This is a genomic window from Aquimarina amphilecti, from assembly GCF_900109375.1.
Taxonomy (GTDB): Bacteria; Bacteroidota; Bacteroidia; order Flavobacteriales; family Flavobacteriaceae; genus Aquimarina; species Aquimarina amphilecti.
The window spans coordinates 165384-185773 of sequence record NZ_FOAB01000003.1; the positions used below are offsets into that span (position 1 = coordinate 165384).

The window sequence follows — 20390 nt, forward strand, 5'->3', positions numbered from 1 at the left end:
CTTTTCGTTAAGTCAGTTCTTTTATAAGTATATAAATTCCCATTATTAAAACGAACCAACCAAAACCTTTTTCTAATTTTTTTCCTTCAATAAAATTGGATACATACATCCCTAGAAAAATACCTAGGATAGAAATTCCGGTAAAGGAAATTAGGAAAATCCAATCTATATCTAAATTTTCTACATCGCCCACAAACCCAATCAACGATTTGATTGCAATAATTAATAGTGATGTAGCCACTGCTTTTTTCATTGGCAATTTTGCAAATAAGACCAATGCCGGTATTATTAAAAACCCTCCTCCTGCTCCAACGATTCCGGTTAATACACCCACTATGAAACCTTCTATTATAATTAAAGGATAATTATATAAAACTTCCTCCTTTTTCTGTAATGTAGCTTTTCTATTTTTTATCATAGAAACCGAAGCCAATAACATAATCATTGCAAAAAACACCATGATTCCTATATTTTTAGTAATCATAAACTCTGCTACAGAAAAAAGATTGTCTGGTATCGCAGGAACCAAAAACTTTCTTGTACCATACACTGCTATAAAAGCCGGAATTGAAAATACTATTGCAGTACGTAAACTAACAAGGCCTTTTCTCAGATTCTTAAAAGCTCCTATTAATGCCGAAGACCCTACAACAAATAATGAGTACGCAGTAGCGGTCACAGGATTAATATGCATTAAATAAACAAAAATCGGTACTGTAAGTATGGAACCTCCTCCTCCAATTAAACCTAGCACTACTCCAATTATCAATGCGCCAAAATATCCAAGAACTTCTGCTATTTCCATCAATTTTTTTTGACAAAAATAGTTTTGGCTTATATTAGTCACAGTAACATTAGTTACACACTATTATAGACTTATGACTTTTATACTATTTCTATTTAATTCTATTCTACCATCCACCTCTAATTTTTTCAACAATCTAGAAATCACAACTCTAGAAGTATGCAAATCATAAGCAATTTCCTGATGCGTATTATGTACGATAGTATCACTATTTACTTTGATTTTATCTTTAAGATATTTTAGTAATCGTTCGTCCATATTAAGAAAAGCAATACTATCTATTGTCTCAATTGCTTCCATCAATCTTTTATGATAACTTTCGAAAACAAAACTTCTCCATGAACTATATTTTGTGGTCCACTCTTCCATTTTTTTTATTGGAATCATGATAAGCTTAGAATCCATCTCCGCAATTGCTTTTATTTCGCTTTTATGATGTCCCATACAACAGGAAAGTGTCATTGCACAAGTATCTCCTTTTTCCAAAAAATAAAGTAACAACTCATCACCTTCCTGATCTTCTCTTAATATTTTGATTGCTCCATTAATAATCAAAGGCATTGACTTAATGTAACTACCGGGCTTAATAAGTATATCACCCTCGAGTACTTCTTTAGTTACAGAAACCTTACTAATTTCTTCTAAAAGCTCTTTCTCAAAAAAATGACCATAATTATTATTCAGTTCTTCAATCATTCTGATTTATTCTATTTTTGGTTTTCAAAATATTGTTCTAATTGTTGTTTGGCTTCCTGATAACCTAACTCAAAAATTTGATCTAAATTTCCACTACTAAAGAGCCCATGATTGGTAAGTTTCTTTGGTTGAATCACCAAATCACATTCATCAAATTTTGTTTCTGAATTGGGCATAGCCCTTAAATAATATGCTCGTTGCATCACGTTATATGCATGTCTAAAATCTGTGAGTTTAGGTTTTCGGATAGGAGTAACATCAATTCCTATGATCATATCACATTGTTTTTTTATCGGCGTGATCGGAAAATTATCCAAAATTCCTCCATCAGAATATAATTGATCTCCAATCTGTATCGGAGAAAACACACCCGGAAAAGCAGCTGAAGCCAATATAGGCTTAATCAACTCTCCCTCATTAAAAACCGTCACTGTTCCTGCCAGAAGATTAGTAGCAGTTACAAAAAGTTTTTTCTCCAGACTTTCGAAAGAGTTTTCATTAAAATAATTGATTAAATCATCGTAAAATTTTTCTGAATCTAAAAACCCTGCCTTTTTTCTGGTAAACCTATTTAATTTAAACAGCGGTGTTTTACTAAAAAAACTCTTAATCTTTTCTATAGAATGTCCAGCAGCATATAACGAACCTACAATTGCTCCTGCACTGGTCCCAGAAACATAATTCGGAAACAAACCAGCTTCTTCTATTGCTTTTATTGCTCCTATATGCGCTACACCTTTAAACCCTCCGCCAGAAAGGACAAGACCAACATTTTTTAAAGTTTCCATCTTTTTATATTTTAAAGAACTGGGCTAAAAATTTTAGCTGCTCCTTCTTTTAGTTTTTCTACCCAAGGTCTATCTACAAAAGTACTATAGTTCAGCTGAACACTTTGTTTACAATCACTTAAAAAATCATTTTTCAATTCCATAGCAAAACTATCATCATATATCACCACATTTACCTCGTAATTTTGTTCAAAACTTCTAATATCTAGATTAGTAGTACCTACTGAAGAAACGGTATCATCAGCAACAATTGTTTTACTATGTAAAAAACCATTAGAAAATAAGTATATTTTAACACCGGCTTCCATCAATCCTTCGAAATAAGATCGCACACACCATCTAACAATTATGTTATCGGACACCTCAGAAAGTAATAATCTCACTTCTACCCCGCTCAACGCAGCTACTTTTAATGCTTCTAATATAGCCTCTCCAGGAATGATATATGGATTTGCTATATATACATATTTTTTAGCTTCATTTATTAAAGAAAAGTACATTTGCTGAGTAGAAGAAAAATCCTCATCTGGACCACTATGTACCGTCTGAGCAGTCATAGTTCCTATTCCTTTATAACTTGTAAAAAAAGATGTATTTAAAATATTTTCGTTATTACTTACTAGATACCAATCCATCACAAAAATAGCCTGTAAACTATGTATTATTGGTCCTTCTAATTGCAAATGCATATCGTTCCACATTCCCAAATCAGAATCTCCTGTAACATATTTATCAGAAACATTGATACCACCTGTAAACGCTATTTTATTATCAATTACAATAATTTTTCGATGATTACGGTAGTTCAATGATGAAAGAAATTTACCAAATTTGATTGGCAAAAACCCATATATCTCAACACCTATGTCCTCAAGTTTTTTGATATATTTTTTACTTAGTGATAAACTTCCGATACCATCATATAAAATGCGTATCTGAACACCTTCTTTTACTTTCTTTTCAAAAAGCTCAAAAAGCCCTTCGGCCAATATTCCATTCTCGAAAATATAATATTGTAAATGGATAAAATGCTCCGCTTTTTTTAAACTTTCGAATATTGCTCGAAAAGTAGCATTACCGTTTTTAAGAAGTTTCAATTCATTTCCTGCACTTGGTGAGAAACCACAATTCTTCGTAATAAGTTCTATTAGTTTTTGATGCTCCTGATATTCATTTTCCTGTACCGGTCGATAATAACTTTCAGCTTTTTCTAAATATGTATTAATCTCATCCGTTCTTTTTAATTGAAATAACTTGTTTTTCCTTCGATTTCTGCCAAGTAACAAATAAAACAACATCCCTCCCACAGGGATTGTAAAAATCACAAGTATCCAAGCTAACGTTTTGGTAGGACGCATACCATAAAGTATCAGTCTAATAACAATAACTAAGCCTGCTAAAAAATATATGATAAGAAAAGTAAAATATACCATTTATTTTTTTTATTAAAACATCAATTCTTCATAATGAGTAAAGGAACTCTGGTTCTATAACTGATTTTTGAAGTCTCAGAGCCATAGAAAAATCGTTCAATAAATGTTTCCTTTTGAATAAACATAGCATTCATATCGATATTCATTATTTGAACAAAACTATCAATTGCTAATGCACTAGGAACATTGGTAATTGAATGAAAGGTATGATTAATATTCTTAAAAAAATCTTTTAACTGTTTCTTATCATCAAATTCTGCAATAGTTACAGTATCATCTTCTTTTATTTTAAGGATTCTTAAGGAGGACTTATACTTTGTCACAGTATCTACTAGAGGATCCATACCTTCCGTATTAAAATGATCATTATCATCAATTGTATACAACACTGTTTTTAAATTTTCAAAAACATATCCTTGAGGAATCACAAGAACAGGGCAATCTACCTTACGAATTACATTCAGTGTGTTACTTCCAAAAACCACTTCTCTGGCCCCAGTGGCTCCATTTGATCCCATAATAACCAAATCAATTTTTTTAGATTTTACTGCCTGTTTAATCGCATCAGTAAAAACATCATAATCCGTAATTCCTTTAAAAGAATATTTCTGATTTGTAGTTTCCTTTTGGAGGTATTTTGTTAACTCATTAAGTTTTTCTTTAGATGTATTAATCACAGATTGATGAACCGAGGTATTCATAGGTGCAGCCATAAGATCATCTGTCATATAAAGAGAAGCTTTTTGAACATTTAAGATATAAAAAGTACAAAGCTCATTTTCAAAAAAACGCATTGCATAATTAATAGCATTTCTTGAATTTTCTGAAAAGTCGGTAGGAAGCAGGATATTTTTCATTTTAAAAAGATTTTATATGATAAAAATAGCCTAGATACCTATTAAGAACTATGATATTTATCAGCATAAAAAAACAACCCATTTGTTAATTTTGTTTAAACATTTCTAAAAAATATCAAACATTTTATATCTTTATAAAAAAGAAAATATGGAACTTATTAAAAAACTCTAGTGTTCGAGAGCAGAAAGATGAGTAATATGACTACTAGTGATCGGGTAGCAGCATCCAGAGAGGCTAAATCTCTAGTTCTGGCTATTAATGAAATCTATAAAAAGACACAAGAGTCTAATCTTATGGATATTATGAAACTAATTACCGCGAAGAAAAGAAAAATAGAAAAACGTCTTAAAGGCGTACCTACAGTATGATTGTTTTTAATGCACAGAAAATTAATTAAGTATGCTTTTAGAAACCACATATAGAAATAAAAAAAACAAAGCCCTCATTAATGATTTGGTAGGAAAACCATTTTCTATATTAAATGCAATTAAACTTAAGGGCATTGGATCGAAACGCATGATTATTGAAGATGTTAGCCCTAATCTAAAAAAGGTTATTAATAGTATATCTGATGTTAATTATGGTAGTATAGAACTACGACCAAATGGTATTCTAATAGCTATCAATAAAGGATTGCAAAATTTCACTTGGGCAATACCTTATTATCAGTTTTACCTTTATAATACGAATGGAATAAGTATTCATGCACAAGGAAAATTCGTTCATTTTAGAAATAATCGTACACATCAAGAAAATGCTTCTTTCTTCAAAAAATTAATGCGATTAAAAGTTGAATATGATCAACGGTTTCCACATGTTGATTCTATCTAAAGAGTTAAATTTTACAATTAAAGAATGATACACGAATTAAATGTACTTGGTACTAAGTTAGAGCCATGCTGCTATCAACCAGTAACAGGATATTTCAGAGATGGGTTTTGTAGAACTATGTCAGAAGATACAGGTACTCACGTGATATGTGCCGTAGTAACTCTAGATTTTTTAGAATATACCAAACAACAAGGAAATGATCTGTCTACACCAATACCACATTGGAATTTTCCAGGTTTACAACCCGGAGATAAATGGTGTTTATGTATTTCTAGATGGCTACAAGCTAACAAAGCTGGTAAGGCTCCTCCCGTCGTATTAGAAAGTTCTCAAAAAAGAGCCTTAGAATATACCGATTTAGAGATTTTGTTAGAACATCGATATGAGAATAAAAACTCATAGGTTAACTGAATTCTGATGTCAATTGTTCTATAATTAAACCATCTTCCAAAGCTTTGATAATTCCTAAAGCAGCTCGCTCCCCAGATATCATAGCGGCATTTAACGATCCATTAAGCAACTGATCTCCTGCTAAAAAAATAGTACTCGTTAATTTCGTTTCTGTTTCAGACAACTCATACTGCAAGTTCTGTAATTTAGGCAGCGCCTCTTTAATAGGGTAGTGTTTTATAAATCTGCATCCAGTAATACCACAAAATACTTGTAGCTCTTCAATTACTTTTTCTATTAGCTCTTTTTCTTTAAAAGTATGATCTTTAACAATAGTAACCGACAAAAGTTCTTTATTAGGAGCTACAGAAGTTTTTAAACTAGTATGATAAAAAATATTATTTACCAAACTACTATCATCTGCAATTAGACCAATTAAAGGCTTATCTATCACTCTATAATCAACCTCAAAATATAATGTATCACAAGACTTCCAAGCAATCTCCTGATTACTAAGATTAGTTATTAACTGATGTGCATTCGCAGTAACTATAGTAAAATTACTATCTAACTTTTCTTCATTCTCTAATAGTATATTTCCATCAATAACTTGCTTGACAGGAGTATTATATCGAAACGTTGTATTATTTAATTTTGAAACTAACTGATTTACAATGGATTCAACACCATCTTTTGGTAATGCTGCAAAACCTTCTCCAAACATTTTATAAACAAATAAAAACATCCGACTAGATGTTTGCAGATAAGGTTCTAAAAAAATCCCACTAAAGAAAGGTTTAAAAAAAGAGTTTATCATTTCTTCAGAGAAACCATACTTCTTTAAATATGCCAAAGTGCTGATTTCACTTTGGTCAAAAATATCCGATACCGATAAGTTTTTCAACATCTTATTGAGTCGTAGTACTTTTAACTTGTCAGAAAAACTGCCTATATTAGAAAATAAAGTTGGAAATAGAAGCGATATATTACGAAGCGGGTCTCCAATCGTTTTGAGTTTGCCATCAATAAAAATAGATGCACCTGGCAAAAACTTTTGTAATAATAGTTTTTCTAGATCCAAATATTTTTGGACCGCAGGATATGCTGTAAGCAATACTTGAAAACCATGATCTAATTGATATCCGTCAATAATATCCGTTTTAACACGACCACCTGCTCGATCCGTAGCTTCTATAATCGTTGGTGCATATCCATAGTTTTCTAAAACTTGAGCAGCAATTAAACCGCTTACTCCCGCTCCAATGATATGAATTGTATAGTCTTTCTTATTCATTTATTACGTTCTTCTATTAAATTTCATCTAATTCCAACTATCCTAAAACCATTTTAGTTACTAAAGATACAATCGGTTAGATAATAAAATCAAAGTGTTTTGTTAATTTTTGTTTAAAAATAAATAAAAAAGATTAAACAAAATAAAATTTAATTTCAATCAAAACAAGTATTATGTATTAACCATAATACTTGTTTTAGCATATCCTAAAAAACAGTTTATATTCGTTATTTCAATTCCTTGTAAGGGATAAAAAATTATAATACCTTTTATTATTTAATTTAAGAATTAGCATATGGGGAACGCCAAACAAACATTTTATGGACATACACCAGGACTAGTTCCTGGATCTGTGGTATACGTTGGTAAAAAAAGTACCAGTGATTTGTTTATTGAAGTATTCAACTATAATAAAGAATCTTATGATGAAAAGGAATTAAAAAACATCGAAGAAGCATATTCCTTTATTGACTCCAAACCGATTACCTGGATTAACATTAATGGTCTTAATCATATAGAAACAATTGAAAAATTAGGGAATCATTGTAATCTACATCCTTTAATCCTTGAAGATATCGTAAACACTCAACAAAGGCCTAAGATAGATGAATATGATGATTATCTTTTTGTAGTTCTAAAAATGCTTTATTTTAATGAAAATGGGGAACTTTCTATAGAACATATTAGTTTCGTTTTAGGAAATGGATTTGTCATTTCCTTTCAAGAATCCGATGGAGATGTTTTTGATTCTATTAGGAATCGTATTCGCAATAACAAAGGAAGAATTCGTAGCATGGGATCTGATTACCTTCTTTATGCCTTAATGGACGCTATAGTGGATAATTATTTCAACCTAATCGAAGTGATGGGTGATAAAATAGAAGAATTAGAAGATGATCTTTTTGAAAATAAACAAAACGACAATATCACATATCAAATACAAGGGCTTAAAAAAGAGATTCTTAAGATTAGAAGAGCAGTATTTCCACTAAGAGAGGTAGTTAATAGAATAGAAAAAAGTGAACATAAATTAATCTCAAAAAAAATACGATTATACCTTCGGGATTTATATGATCATATCATTCAGGTGTCTGAAAATATTGAAATTTACCGAGATATGATTTGGGGGTTAATGGATATGTACATGACAACTATTAGCAATAAAATGAATGAAGTAATGAAAGTACTAACCATTATCGCAACCATTTTTATTCCGCTTACTTTTATTGCTGGTATATATGGAATGAATTTCGAAAATATTCCTGAACTTCAGTTTAAATATGGTTATTTTGTGCTATGGGGAGTAATGATTTTTATTTTTGTAGGTCTTATTTATTTCTTCAAAAGAAAAAAATGGCTTTAAAATATTATCAAAAAAATCAATAATCATGGTAAAGTATCAAACAGAAATTTTGCTTACTATAATACTAGTTTTCGTAATGATCATACTAATATTATTAAGTAAAAAAGCGATACAAAGATTTGGTTTTATTCGATCCATTGAGGCTAATCGCAGAAAAATTATATTTAAGTTAAGTCATCTTTTAATTTATGTAATCGCTATATCCATACTTGCTATTATTTGGGGGGTTGATCATAAACAATTTGCAGTATTTATTTCGTCTGTATTGGCTGTTTTGGGAGTAGGTTTTTTTGCTCAGTGGTCGCTACTATCCAGCTTGACTGCCAGTGTTATTTTATTTTTTAATCATCCTGTAAGAATAGGTGATCGGATCCGCATTCTTGATAAAGATTTTGATTGGACCGGAGAGATTATGGATATTACTGGTTTTTATCTATTTATGAAAACAGATGATGGCAGAAATATAACAATCCCGAACTCACTAGTAATGCAGAAAGGAATTGAAATACTTGAGAAAAAAGAACTTAATTAGTAAAGTCGCATACTATTTAACCTTATAAGCTTATTATTTAGATACTTCAAGAAAATACTATAAATATTTAAAATCTTATTGAGCACTATTAAAATCTATTTGAGTACATAGTTTAAGAACTTTATCATTTATTTTATAAACAATCCTCAGAGAATGACTGTAACCAATAGATGAAGGTGTATTAATTATGGCAAGTCAGTCTGTATAGTCCGGAATTTACAAACTGTGCCTTTGAGGATTTTTCTTAAAATTCTAACCGTAAGTCTCTTACTTTATGTTATAAATGTAGTAGGTATTAGATGAAATATAACAATCCTAAATTGTTCAATAATGCAAAAAGGTATTAAAACAGTTCATAAAATAATATCTATTCCTATTTTGTTGCCTTTTCAAATGCCTTTTTACCTCCTACTATAGGAATTACAATAGACGTTTTATCCAGATCAATAGTAAGTTCAGTTCCTGGTTTTGGTAATAATGTAAACTTATTATCGCTAGAAAAAATCATAACTCCAATTTGTTCACCTTTTTTAATTATCTGATCATCTGGTTGTAAATCAAAAGACATTTCATAGAACGAACCTGGTTTTAGCGGTTCGCTTTCTGTTAATGATTTATAATTTTGTGGATCAGCCCAACCACGAGTAATTATATTATCCGTGATTTTTTTTGCATTCTTTTCCCAAGGTAAAGAGACTAACCAAACCGAAAAATTAGCTGCAGGTTTGCTACTAGCAAGTTTTACAGTTACTTTGGCAATTCCTGATATGTGAATATCTTCTGTTAGTACCGGAGTTGAATATAGCAAACGATGGTTAGATTCTTTTAATATCGCTAACGAATCACCTGAAAAAGTATAATCATCAATTAATGTTTCCGATCCTTGTTTAATAGGTTTAGTAATACTTAAAATCCCCGACTCTAATCCTCCAATATTAGGAAAAAGGATCACATCCGATGCATCTGGATTAGGATATTCTTTATAAGCAATTGGATTATCGCGAGTATCATTTTCTCTAACAATCCAAGCACGAGGATCTTTTTCTACATCATTTTCTACTCCATGTAAGTATCTTGTAAACCATCTATTCATCATTGTAATTGGTGGAGGACCTCCATGACCATTTTGATGGTAATAAATCTGAGAAGGAATACCCATTTCCTTAGCTTTCTTATATATCCTATAACTATGTTCTGGCATTACGTTCCAATCATTAAAGCCATGAGACATCAACAACGCGGCTTTCATAGGTTTCATATCGTTTAGATAATCTCGGCCCGCCCAGAAATCGTTATAATCACCAGTAATTCTATCCATTCCATTTTTCATCTCAGTATCGCGTACTGTTTTATTATTATAAGGACGTTTGGACTCATCTCCACTATGAATAAAATCATATAGTACATCTATATCCTCTCCTAAATATCCGCCCGGAGATCTTACTAAACCGTTGGATCTATAATAATGATAATATGAAGTATTTGGTGCAATAGGAATGATAGCTTCTAAACCTTTAACTCCTGTAGTTGCAGCCGCTAATGGAATCGTTCCGTTATAAGAAGTTCCTGTCATACCTACTTTTCCTGTAGACCAGTAGGCCTTAACTACCTTAGTTCCCACTGGATCTGTATATCCATCAATACGACCACATAACCAGTCAATTACTGCTTTTGGAGCTAACGATTCATTATCACCGCCCACAGTTGGAGCGCCTTGTGATAATCCCGTACCAGGAGAAGATGAATGCACCACAATATATCCCCTAGGAACCCATTTTTTTATATGTGAGTTAGAAATGATAGGCCTTTTACCTCTACGCACTACTTCTGTATGTGTTCTTGGTTTTGGTTGTTCCCCTAATTCATGATGTACATCCCAAAACAATCCATCTATGTCGGCAGCAACACCCGCAAAATAAGGACTAGAGACATAAATAATCGGCAACTTTAATCCTTCTGTTTCCGTCTGAAAAGGACGAGTCACAGAAACATGCATTCTATCTAGTACCCCATCTCCATCCGTATCAAATTCTGTAGGCACCCATAGATCATTACGAATCCATTTATCAGGTGTATTAAAAGCTTCTACTATTTGCGCTTCGCCATTCTCAAATACTGGAACAGTATTTTCCTGAGCGTTTATTGAACTAATTGAAAATATAAATAATACTAAAAAGTGTATGGTGATTTTGTGAGTCATTGTTATAATAATTTATAAAATATCATCCAGTAGTCAAAAAACGATAGTCTATTCACTGTGTCAAACAAATATAGAATACAAATATGATTTTTTTTTATTTCCGAAAGAGAAAACAAAAAACTTTACATTATTTTAAGAGAACAGTGGAAACTTTAAAGAAAACTCAATCTATAAAACGTTTAATATACTCTTTACATTTATATTTAATCTGATAGTATAAATACACCTCTCGAAATATTGCTTTATAAATTAATGTACTTGTTTAGAGTATTCTATGAAGACTCCAAACTAAAATTTTGATACTTTATATATTACAAATAGAGAATTCTGATTTATCTTCATAACTAGCTCTATTAATTAAGTTTATCCTACAAAAATAACTCTTTTGTTTTTTTTAGGTGTTTAAACCAAAAAAATGTACCTTTGATCTAACACAATCAACTTTTTTGAATAACATAATAAGCTTAAGGTTAAAATTCATTAACAACCCCTATTAGAATTTTAAAGTTTATGAGGTTATTATGGTAGTATCTAAATTAGAAATTTCTTATCCACAAAAAATGATGAACCAGGTTGCAGGTTTCATATTTCGTTTATTTCTGGGGTTCTTTACATTTGTAATAGGCGTATTATCTATTGTTTATATTTTATTATGGGATTTTATACGAGAAAAAATACTTCGAAGAAAACCTATTGAAAGCCCATGTTTTGAAAAAGTCTTACATAACGATGAAGTTCGTATGAATAATGAAATAATAGGTTCTTCTAAATCAGAAAAAACAGTTCCAGAAGCAAAAAAAATTGATCTATAAAATTGTCTTTTACTAAAAAAGAAAAATACAATATTTTCTATATCATATAATAATTAAACAAATAACCCAGAACCTTAATTTTTAATAAAGATTCTGGGTTAATTGTTTCTAGAATATAAAACTATTCAATTTATCTTTTCACTATTCTACAGGTTTCGTTAACACCTTTTCCAATTATTCTCAGCAAGTAAATACCGGTTGGTATAGAATTGTTTTGATTAATACTATAGTATATCATATTATCGCCTTTATCGAGACTTTGATTACTCATATTCTGCCTCACACCATTTATATTATAAAGCTCTATATTCACATTCTGATCTAATTCTGAGTATAATTCAATAGTTAACTGATTATTATTTTCATCTACTATAGTCGGATATACTTTAATACTATTGTCTACAATATTATCGCAGGCCTCTACCGTAACCAGAACTTCATCAGTAGCCTGACATCCATTTTCATCTGTGATAGTTACAGAATATGTAGTAGTTTCTGTGGGAGATACACTAATAGTGGAAGTTGTTTCTTCTGTCGACCATTCATATGTCACTTCTCCATTAGAAAACACTATATCAATATCTCCTATAGTATACTCACTATCTGTTGTTTGTATCCACCCAGAGGCACCATTAGCACCAGATTCAATTTCTGTACTATTCGCTCCTATTCCAATCTGAAATGCAGGTCCTCTTCGTGTAAACGTTGTAGACCAAGATCCATCCATAGCAGATATTACTCCTGAAATAGTTGTGTAATATTCCCAACCTTCACTGTTAATTTCATTACAAATACTTGGTTTAGGGCTACCTTCTGTAGCTACTATAGTTCTATCTGAAAAAGTAGCTTCAAAATTGAATACTTCGTTTGTTACTGTATAATCTAGAATTGTTCCTTCTAAGATTGCTGTACCATTATCAAGTTCAGTCCATTCTAAATCAATATTTGAAAAATATCTATTGACCTGTCCGTTATATAACCATAATATATAATTCTGAGGATCACCTGTACAAATAGTTGTATTCAGTATATCTCCTTCAGAAATAGTACTCGTCACTACCGGAATAATATCTATATCTTCTCCAGAACATAGTGTAATATCATCTCCTAGATCTACAGATAAATCACATGCTTCCACAACTATTGTAATTGTATCAATTATTGTACAATCACCTATCGTTGTGGTAACAACATATGTTGTGGTTTCTGTTGGTGATACTATTGGAGCTTGTGATGGAGAAACTGTCGTAAAGAAAACAGTTCCATCTACAGACCATTCTCTATACTCAACATCAGAAATAGCATTTAATCGAACTGATTCACCTTCTTGAATCGTTCTATCATTTCCTGCATCAATCACAATATCATCACAAGACAGAACAGTAATTATTACTACATCCTCTGCAATACATTCTCCAAACCTAGCTTGAACCGTATAAGTAGTAGTCTCGGTTGGAGAAACAGTAGGTGATGCTGATGGAGAACCTGTGGAGAAAAATACATTTCCATCAATAGACCATTGCACTAGATCTGCTCCCGATACAGGTATCAATGTTACCGAATCTCCTTCTAAAATAGTTTGATCTTCTCCAGCTTCAATAGCCACTTCATTACTAATAACATTAATTGAATCTGTTGCCATACAACCATCTTCATTTGTAACTGTCACTGTATATTCTCCAGCTTCACTAATTTGAATACTAGCAGTATTTTCTCCTGTAGACCATTCATAAATCATGGATCCATTTACAACACAGTTCCCTAAGTTAAAATTAAAGTCTCCTATCTCATATAAATCTTCATCTGTGATGAACCAACCTGAACCTCCTGCTCTTCCGGATACTAACTCTGTATCATTAGCGCCTTTTCCAACTTGAAAAGAAGGTCCTCTTCTTGACACATTAATAATATCATTGGTTGTTAATGATGTAATCGTTCCATTAAATTCTGGATAATATTCCCAACCATCTGCATTTACATCAGAAGAACAACCATGTAGTCTAGGACTTTCTGCTGGTGGAATTGTTGTTTTCTGTGTAAATACCACAGAAATTTGATAAGTATCATTTGCATCTTGACTATTTACCGCAATTCCTTCCATTCTAGCTGTAGTATCATCAACTTCTTCCCACTGTACATTTTCGTTAACCAAATACACTCTATTCTGCTGATTACCCAGACTTACAAGATATGTATTGATACCACTACAGAAATTAGTATTCTCTACATCAAAAGTAGTACAAGCTCCTGCATCATTTCCTGAAATAATCGGTGTAATAGTAATAGGCTCGTTATTACAGATTGTTCTATCATCTCCTAAATCTATCGAGAAGTTACAAGGTTCTACTGTAATTGTTACTGTATCTTCATAAACGCACTCTCCTTTAAAGGCACGAACTGTATATGTAGTTGTTTGTTCAGGAGATACTGTTGGGGATCTGCTTGGAGAAACTGTAGTGTAAAATATAACTCCATCTACAGACCATTCTCGACGATCGATTTCAGGATCAGATATTGGATCTAAAGTCACAGAATTACCCTCTACAATTGTTTGATCTTCTCCTGCATCTATTACAAATTCCTCGATTACAACTTCAACGGAATCCATCGCATTACATCCTTTACAATCTTCAACAGAAACAGTATATGTACCACTTTCTGAAACAGTAATTGATGGTGTAGTTTCTCCATTAGACCAAAGATAATTTACTTCGTCCGTTGTCTCTGATGAATTACACGGTCCAATATTTATATTGAAATCTCCTATCTTATATACGCTATCATTAGTATCAAACCACCCAGAACCTCCTAATCTTCCTTTCTTCTTTTCTGTAATATTAGCACCTTCTCCTAATTGAAATGCTGGTCCTCTTCTAGAAAGATTAATTGACCAACTGTTATCTTCTTTAACAATAGTTCCAGAAAATTCTTTATAATATTCCCAATCTGAAGAGTTTTCTTGATTACACCAATGCTCTTTTGGGCTACCTTCTGGGGCTGTTTTAGTTCCATTTGTAAAAATAACATCCACAATATAATTATCGCGACCATCTGTTACCATACCCTTAAGCGTAGCCTCTTCATTTCCTAGTTCTCTCCATTCTAAATCTACATTAGAGAGGTATTTAACATCACCATTATCATCAGATAGCCAAACCACATATTTGTTTTCTTGTCTATCACAAAATTTCGTATTCTTTATCTTATATCCAACACACGAAGTACACTCTTTCTGATTAACAGAAGTAGCTGTTAAGGTTACCATCTGTCCGTCACAAACAACCTGATCAGTTCCTGCATCTACAGAAATCGTACAAGAAGTTCTATTTTCAATGTTCTGTGCACTAATTGAAGATATCAAAAAGAAACCTATTAGCATCATAACAGATTTTAACATGAATGCTTTTTCTCTAAAAATATCCAAGTGATATTGTTTCTTCTTTCTATTCTCTAGAAAAAAAGGTTGAGTAATCTTCGGAGCCATAATTTTATATTTTAGAATTAATTAAGTGATTTATGTAACCATAAATTAATAATATTTAAATTTTAATTTACGATCTAGCTAAAGAAATAATAACGAAAAACGTTAAAACACAATATTATATCTATAAAAAGCAAAGCACTATTAAAAATGTAGGATAAAATTGTATTTTACTCAAAAATCATTCTATTCATTTAACTGATAATCAACGGATAAACTTAAAGCACAACTTCAATCAAGGTTACATGATTAAAAGTTATAAAAACTCTTTACTTTATTTATTATTCATAATTCTCTTCTTCCACCACGGTTTTTTCTCTATTACACCATCACCATATGTATATCCATAATAATTTTTACTATGTGTCTCGACATCGTTAATTAAAACAGTCATACTAGAAAAACGTTTATTTTGATAAAGGCTATCTGCTACGGATAAAAGTCTCTTATCTGTAAAACCTGATCTTACTACATAAATGCATAGATCTACATAATCCGTGAACAATAATGCATCGGCAACTAAACTCACTGGCGGTGTATCAATAACAACATAATCATACTGAGTTTTTAATGCTATAATTAATTTTTGGAAACGTTTACTTTTTAACAACTCAATTGGATTAGGAGGAATAATTCCAGAATTTATTACATCCATATTTGGAACATTGTCTAAGCCAATAATGATATCCTCTAAAACAAGTTTTTCATCTCTTATATAGTTAGTCACTCCCACAGAATCTTCTAAATTAAGATACTCTAAGATTTTAGGTGATCTAAGATCTAATCCTAACAAAGCCACTTTCTTATCTGGGTCAGCTAAAGCAATGGCAAGGTTTGTAGAAATAAACGTTTTACCTTCTCCTGTAGCAGAAGATGTTACCAAAATAGTTTTACCTTTATCTGCATTTTCAGAAAGTAAAAACTTTAGATTACTCTCAAAAATTCTAAATGACTCAGCCACTATAGAGCGATTATCTCTAGAAATAAGAAATTGTTCCTTAGTATCTGTACCTGGTATTTCAGCAACTATCGGTATATCAATAAGTTTCTGAACTTCTTTTTTTCCTTTAACTTTTACATCCAAAAGATCATAGAAAAAAATCACTATTGAGGGCAGCAAAAAGGATAGTAGTATAGTTACTAGAAAAACAATACGTTTTTTAGGTTTAACCGGGAATTTAGAGCTATAAGCTCTTTCTATTATTTTTGCATTAGCAACGGTAGCAGCAAGTGAAATTGCAGTTTCTTCTCTTTTCTGTAATAAATAAAGATATAGTGTTTCCTTAATTTCTTGTTGTCTAACGATATCTCTTAACTCTCTTTCTTGTCTAGGTAAAGAATTGATTTTAGAATTCATCACCGCATCTTGTCGCTCTAAATTTCTTAATTTAATTTTTAAAGAAGTCTTCTGATTATTTAGACTCTGTTTTAAACTTAATTTGAGGTTTTCAAGTTTCTCATTTAGGCTAACAACAATAGGATTTTTTAGGGTAGTCCCATTAAGTACCTCATCCCTTCTAAGAGCAATTTCATTATATAGAGTAATTGTACCTGAGATAGAACCATCAGAAAAACCAAGATTTGCTGGCAATAATCCTTCACTATTCTTTTTTAAGTAATCGTTCATAAAGTTAACGAGTCCAATTTGAGTACTGGTTTCTAGAACTTCTTTTTTATTTTCGGATGAATTTTCTAAAAACAATTCCGCTTCAGAGGTTACATTCGTTAGACTATTAGAAGTTTTAAAAACTTCTACTCCTTGTTCTATATCCGATAATTCTGAATTGATAATAGTAAGTCGTTCTTTAATAAAACTTGCTGTATTTTCATAAATCAAGTTTTTGTCCCTGATAGCATCAAGATTATATTCTTCTATCAATCCATTTAATAGATCTTTAGCCTTCACTCTAGTAGTAGTATTTATGTTCAAAGAGATCACATTTGCATCTTTATTAACCAAACCGATACTCACTTTTGATTTATACTCTTCTACCACATCCATTATTGGTTGTACAGAAAGATAAATTTCATTGTCTAGAAAAAGTTCTATAAAATTATTATCTGGAACGAGAATAACATTACCTATTCTTGTTGATATTACTTCGCCAAAAACTCCTTCTTTAATAAAATCTTTTTCTTCTTCTTTAATTGTAAATGAATTTTTCGAATGAATTGTAATTGTAAAATCGGCCGATATATCCTGTAGCAATGAATCCTTTATAAACTTGGCTTCAAAAGGTTTATTCTCATATAATTCTACTAATCTTTTCGAAAACTTTGTCTTGGTAAAATATTGATGATGCGCATTAAGTTTCCTTATTACATTCTCAAACAATGGTCGAGATTTTAGAATCTCTATTTCATTTTCTACCTCTTTATTATTTGTCTCTACAATATTTAAATCTTCAAAAGCGGAGAGTTCAGATAACATTCCTGTTTTTTCTCCTTTGATCAAAATAGTTGCTGTTACCTTATATTGAACCGATGTATATTTTAGATACAGAAACGCTAATATGATGAACAAAATACCTGATACAAGAAACAGTTTCCAAAATCTCAGATATTTACTTATATGATCTTTTAAAGTAAGATTACTTGATTCTTGTTGATATTCGTAATCCATGTTTGTATTTTGCTTAGTCCCCACAGAATTAACGTGTTAATAATATTCCTAAAGATACTAGTACAGATGCGACAGATATCCAAATTGGAGTATTCTTATTGTAAGATGATGACTTTATCTGTGCTTTATTAGGCGTCACATATATTGCATCGTTTTGTTTTAAATAAAAAACTGGAGAATTAAAAATTTGATCAGAAGTAATATCTACCCTATAGTATTTATACACTCCTTCTTGTTCCCTAATTACTAAAATATCATTTCTTACTCCTGTAATAGTAAGATCCCCAGCCAAGCCTAAAGCTTCTATAATACTAATACGTTCGTTAGGAATAGTGTAGGTGCCAGGATTATTCACCTCTCCTAAAACAGTTACTTTAAAATTAACTAATTCTATATGTACAATGGGAGTCTTAATATAGGAAGATAATTTTGTTTTCAGTAATTCTGTAGCTTCTATTAATGACAATCCTGCCAATGAAACCTTTCCCAGAACTGGAAAATCAATGGTACCATCTTTTCTTAACAAATAAGTAAGTTGTTTTTGTTGTCCAACAGCACTACCAGGGATAGCGTTAAAAGAAACTGCAGGCAAATTAAAAGGCTCTAGTCCTTGCATGTCCGAAGAAGAAACTGTTATCGCTAGTAAATCATCCGCTTGAAAAGTAGTATTGTACTCTATTTTAATCTCCTTCTGTTGAGCATCTTTTATATCTTTAAAATAAACTACATCTTTACGGGAAGCGCAAGAAACTAGCAGCGATATAATCAATACGAAAAAAGGAAAATTTTTCAAAGTTTTAATAATCATGTATAAATGTTTAACAGAATAAATGTAGATTAAGTTAACAACTTCTTTTGCCGCGTAGAAGTATATTTTTCATGATTCTAATTAGATAATTGATATCTGTTTTTATCGGAGCTTTTTCATAAGCATCCAGATATTTTGTCTCTGAAGCTACAATCTCATCCAAAGTTTTTGGCATATCCGCATAAAACGGAGGAAGTAAACCTGGTTTCACTTTTGTTCTTTTTTCTTGAAGTTCTTTAGGATATAAGCTAAAGTAATGATTACTTAAAGGTCTTACTCCAATTAGTTTCATTTCATTTTTAATTAAATTAATAATCATCGGAAGTTCATCAATCCAATATTTTCTCATTATTTTTCCTTCATGAGATATTCTAAAATCATTTTTGATTTTTCCGCCTTCCTTTAGATTATTTTTTTCGAACACATATTCCTGCAAATATTCAGAAAAAGGATACATCGTTCTAAATTTATAGACCTTTATTGTTTTTCCTTTTTCGCCTAATCTATTTAATTTTATCAATGGACCATATGTTGGATCATGATCGAAAATAGGCTCCTTTATTTTTCTAGCTACAAAATAAAGCTCATTATTAATTGTTCTTTCTTCTAAAATTTCGAATCCACAAGAATATAAACGTCCAAAGGTTTCAGCTTTTGTCAGAACTCTCCCTTTTCCTTTAGTAATATGAAAATACAATCCCTTTGTCCATTTCAATTTAGGAATCACTCTAGTAAGAGCAACATCTCCTAAATAGTATATATAATTTAGAGGTTTCGGGAGTTTTTTTAGAATTCTATTTTTCCGAACCGCGTGAGTTTCTACTTTATTTATAAAAACCCCTCCTTTCGGTAGTTTAGAGTTAACCGATTGAAAGTATTTATTAATTCTTCTAAAATCATTAACTCTCTTAAGGTTAACAATTGTTCGGTATCTATCTTTTGTTATTTTTTCTATATTAAATCTCGTTCTTGTTGAGATAATATGAACGTCATTGGGTTTATATGTAGCGTACTCAGAGACAAAATCAAAGATTTCCTCTCCAACTTCTTTAATAATTAACTCTTTGATACTGACATCCCAATCTTGATCAGAGATAGCAAAAACATCCTCTAAATCTTCAGAACTCAATAACTTTTCGATTTGTGAATCGATAAATGGGGCAAATTTGGTAATCATTTTTGTGTGAGCCTTTAGTTAAGTGTGATTGACCCATATAAAGAACAATAATTATTAAAAACAATAGTATTTTGAGAACTATGTAAATAATTAATTATCAAACCTTATACTACGTATCAACGGTTTTATTTAAATAATATTATATTAATTTCAAGCAACCTGTATAAATCTAATTACAAAACTTTTAGATGTATTAAACACACAACTTGTACACATAAAACCAAAAATCAAGTTATCCAAGACTAGATGAACTATCATTTTAAATTTATAAAATCAAATTAAAAATGTTTCTAACTTAC

General features: G+C 31.1%; 17 protein-coding genes. 6 read left to right on the plus strand and 11 right to left on the minus strand.

The features are described from left to right. Window positions 1-7: 7 nt before the first annotated feature. The 5 genes from BMY33_RS08460 to BMY33_RS08480 all read right to left on the minus strand — a co-directional run bounded on the left by BMY33_RS08460 (window position 8) and on the right by BMY33_RS08480 (window position 4579). On the minus strand, window positions 8-805 hold the full coding sequence (locus BMY33_RS08460) for a sulfite exporter TauE/SafE family protein (protein WP_091407505.1): 798 nt from the start codon (window positions 803-805) through the stop codon (window positions 8-10). A gap of 63 nt (window positions 806-868) precedes the next feature. Further along, window positions 869-1501, minus strand: a complete 633-nt coding sequence (locus BMY33_RS08465; RefSeq protein WP_091407507.1) for a Crp/Fnr family transcriptional regulator — start codon at window positions 1499-1501, stop codon at window positions 869-871. Window positions 1502-1512: 11 nt separating this feature from the next. Beyond that, window positions 1513-2289 carry a patatin-like phospholipase family protein gene (locus BMY33_RS08470; RefSeq protein WP_091407509.1) on the minus strand — a complete coding sequence of 259 codons (777 nt, stop codon included), beginning with the start codon at window positions 2287-2289 and terminating at the stop codon, window positions 1513-1515. Between the two features lie 11 nt (window positions 2290-2300). Further along, window positions 2301-3722 (minus strand): cardiolipin synthase, encoded by a 1422-nt coding sequence (gene cls, locus BMY33_RS08475; RefSeq protein ID WP_091407510.1) that lies wholly within the window; start codon window positions 3720-3722, stop codon window positions 2301-2303. A gap of 20 nt (window positions 3723-3742) precedes the next feature. Then, window positions 3743-4579 (minus strand): universal stress protein, encoded by an 837-nt coding sequence (locus tag BMY33_RS08480; protein ID WP_091407512.1) that lies wholly within the window; start codon window positions 4577-4579, stop codon window positions 3743-3745. A 189-nt stretch (window positions 4580-4768) separates the two neighbouring features. On the opposite strand from BMY33_RS08480, the gene BMY33_RS08485 reads away from it, so the two are divergent. The 3 genes from BMY33_RS08485 to BMY33_RS08495 are packed head-to-tail and all read left to right on the plus strand — an operon-like array spanning window position 4769 to window position 5813. Next, a complete protein-coding gene (locus BMY33_RS08485; protein ID WP_091407514.1) occupies window positions 4769-4948 on the plus strand; it encodes a hypothetical protein in 180 nt (59 codons plus the stop codon). Window positions 4949-4979: 31 nt separating this feature from the next. Then, window positions 4980-5411, plus strand: a complete 432-nt coding sequence (locus BMY33_RS08490) for a hypothetical protein (protein ID WP_091407515.1) — start codon at window positions 4980-4982, stop codon at window positions 5409-5411. Window positions 5412-5435: 24 nt separating this feature from the next. Continuing rightward, the gene (locus BMY33_RS08495; RefSeq protein WP_091407517.1) at window positions 5436-5813 is read left to right on the plus strand and encodes a DUF2237 family protein; all 378 of its coding nucleotides are present in this window, start codon (window positions 5436-5438) and stop codon (window positions 5811-5813) included. Between the two features lies 1 nt (window position 5814). On the opposite strand, the gene BMY33_RS08500 is transcribed toward BMY33_RS08495, so the two are convergent. After that, entirely contained in the window at window positions 5815-7095 is a 1281-nt protein-coding gene (locus BMY33_RS08500; protein ID WP_091407519.1) for an FAD-dependent oxidoreductase, read from the minus strand. 295 nt (window positions 7096-7390) lie between these two features. Here BMY33_RS08500 and corA point away from each other — a divergent pair, with 295 nt between their 5' ends. Beyond that, complete coding sequence (corA, locus tag BMY33_RS08505; protein ID WP_091407520.1) at window positions 7391-8458, plus strand: magnesium/cobalt transporter CorA; 1068 nt, start codon at window positions 7391-7393, stop codon at window positions 8456-8458. Between the two features lie 25 nt (window positions 8459-8483). Continuing rightward, complete coding sequence (locus BMY33_RS08510; protein ID WP_091407522.1) at window positions 8484-8990, plus strand: mechanosensitive ion channel domain-containing protein; 507 nt, start codon at window positions 8484-8486, stop codon at window positions 8988-8990. 373 nt (window positions 8991-9363) lie between these two features. On the opposite strand, the gene BMY33_RS08515 is transcribed toward BMY33_RS08510, so the two are convergent. After that, on the minus strand, window positions 9364-11190 hold the full coding sequence (locus tag BMY33_RS08515; protein ID WP_091407524.1) for a Xaa-Pro dipeptidyl-peptidase: 1827 nt from the start codon (window positions 11188-11190) through the stop codon (window positions 9364-9366). 521 nt (window positions 11191-11711) lie between these two features. Here BMY33_RS08515 and BMY33_RS08520 point away from each other — a divergent pair. Beyond that, window positions 11712-12002, plus strand: a complete 291-nt coding sequence (locus BMY33_RS08520) for a hypothetical protein (protein ID WP_091407525.1) — start codon at window positions 11712-11714, stop codon at window positions 12000-12002. A 130-nt stretch (window positions 12003-12132) separates the two neighbouring features. On the opposite strand, the gene BMY33_RS08525 is transcribed toward BMY33_RS08520, so the two are convergent. The 4 genes from BMY33_RS08525 to BMY33_RS08540 all read right to left on the minus strand — a co-directional run bounded on the left by BMY33_RS08525 (window position 12133) and on the right by BMY33_RS08540 (window position 20091). Then, window positions 12133-15486, minus strand: coding sequence for a T9SS type A sorting domain-containing protein (locus BMY33_RS08525; protein WP_091407527.1), 3354 nt, complete (start codon window positions 15484-15486; stop codon window positions 12133-12135). 271 nt (window positions 15487-15757) lie between these two features. After that, window positions 15758-18106, minus strand: a complete 2349-nt coding sequence (locus tag BMY33_RS08530; RefSeq protein WP_091407529.1) for a GumC family protein — start codon at window positions 18104-18106, stop codon at window positions 15758-15760. 28 nt (window positions 18107-18134) lie between these two features. Next, on the minus strand, window positions 18135-18914 hold the full coding sequence (locus tag BMY33_RS08535) for a polysaccharide biosynthesis/export family protein (RefSeq protein WP_091407530.1): 780 nt from the start codon (window positions 18912-18914) through the stop codon (window positions 18135-18137). A 34-nt stretch (window positions 18915-18948) separates the two neighbouring features. Next, window positions 18949-20091: a sugar transferase gene (locus BMY33_RS08540; protein WP_091407532.1), complete on the minus strand. Its 1143-nt coding sequence runs from the start codon at window positions 20089-20091 to the stop codon at window positions 18949-18951. Window positions 20092-20390: the final 299 nt, after the last annotated feature.

Excerpts from the sequence above, each read along its gene's own strand:
- BMY33_RS08525 (WP_091407527.1), bottom strand. The coding sequence starts at position 15,486 with ATGGCTCCGAAGATTACTCAACCTTTTTTTCTAGAGAATAGAAAGAAG.
- BMY33_RS08515 (WP_091407524.1), bottom strand. The coding sequence starts at position 11,190 with ATGACTCACAAAATCACCATACACTTTTTAGTATTATTTATATTTTCA.
- BMY33_RS08460 (WP_091407505.1), bottom strand. The coding sequence starts at position 805 with ATGGAAATAGCAGAAGTTCTTGGATATTTTGGCGCATTGATAATTGGA.
- BMY33_RS08480 (WP_091407512.1), bottom strand. The coding sequence starts at position 4,579 with ATGAAAAATATCCTGCTTCCTACCGACTTTTCAGAAAATTCAAGAAAT.
- BMY33_RS08495 (WP_091407517.1), top strand. The coding sequence starts at position 5,436 with ATGATACACGAATTAAATGTACTTGGTACTAAGTTAGAGCCATGCTGC.
- BMY33_RS08530 (WP_091407529.1), bottom strand. The coding sequence starts at position 18,106 with ATGGATTACGAATATCAACAAGAATCAAGTAATCTTACTTTAAAAGAT.
- BMY33_RS08490 (WP_091407515.1), top strand. The coding sequence starts at position 4,980 with ATGCTTTTAGAAACCACATATAGAAATAAAAAAAACAAAGCCCTCATT.
- BMY33_RS08510 (WP_091407522.1), top strand. The coding sequence starts at position 8,484 with ATGGTAAAGTATCAAACAGAAATTTTGCTTACTATAATACTAGTTTTC.
- BMY33_RS08540 (WP_091407532.1), bottom strand. The coding sequence starts at position 20,091 with ATGATTACCAAATTTGCCCCATTTATCGATTCACAAATCGAAAAGTTA.
- corA (WP_091407520.1), top strand. The coding sequence starts at position 7,391 with ATGGGGAACGCCAAACAAACATTTTATGGACATACACCAGGACTAGTT.
- cls (WP_091407510.1), bottom strand. The coding sequence starts at position 3,722 with ATGGTATATTTTACTTTTCTTATCATATATTTTTTAGCAGGCTTAGTT.
- BMY33_RS08470 (WP_091407509.1), bottom strand. The coding sequence starts at position 2,289 with ATGGAAACTTTAAAAAATGTTGGTCTTGTCCTTTCTGGCGGAGGGTTT.
- BMY33_RS08465 (WP_091407507.1), bottom strand. The coding sequence starts at position 1,501 with ATGATTGAAGAACTGAATAATAATTATGGTCATTTTTTTGAGAAAGAG.
- BMY33_RS08520 (WP_091407525.1), top strand. The coding sequence starts at position 11,712 with ATGGTAGTATCTAAATTAGAAATTTCTTATCCACAAAAAATGATGAAC.
- BMY33_RS08535 (WP_091407530.1), bottom strand. The coding sequence starts at position 18,914 with ATGATTATTAAAACTTTGAAAAATTTTCCTTTTTTCGTATTGATTATA.
- BMY33_RS08485 (WP_091407514.1), top strand. The coding sequence starts at position 4,769 with ATGAGTAATATGACTACTAGTGATCGGGTAGCAGCATCCAGAGAGGCT.
- BMY33_RS08500 (WP_091407519.1), bottom strand. The coding sequence starts at position 7,095 with ATGAATAAGAAAGACTATACAATTCATATCATTGGAGCGGGAGTAAGC.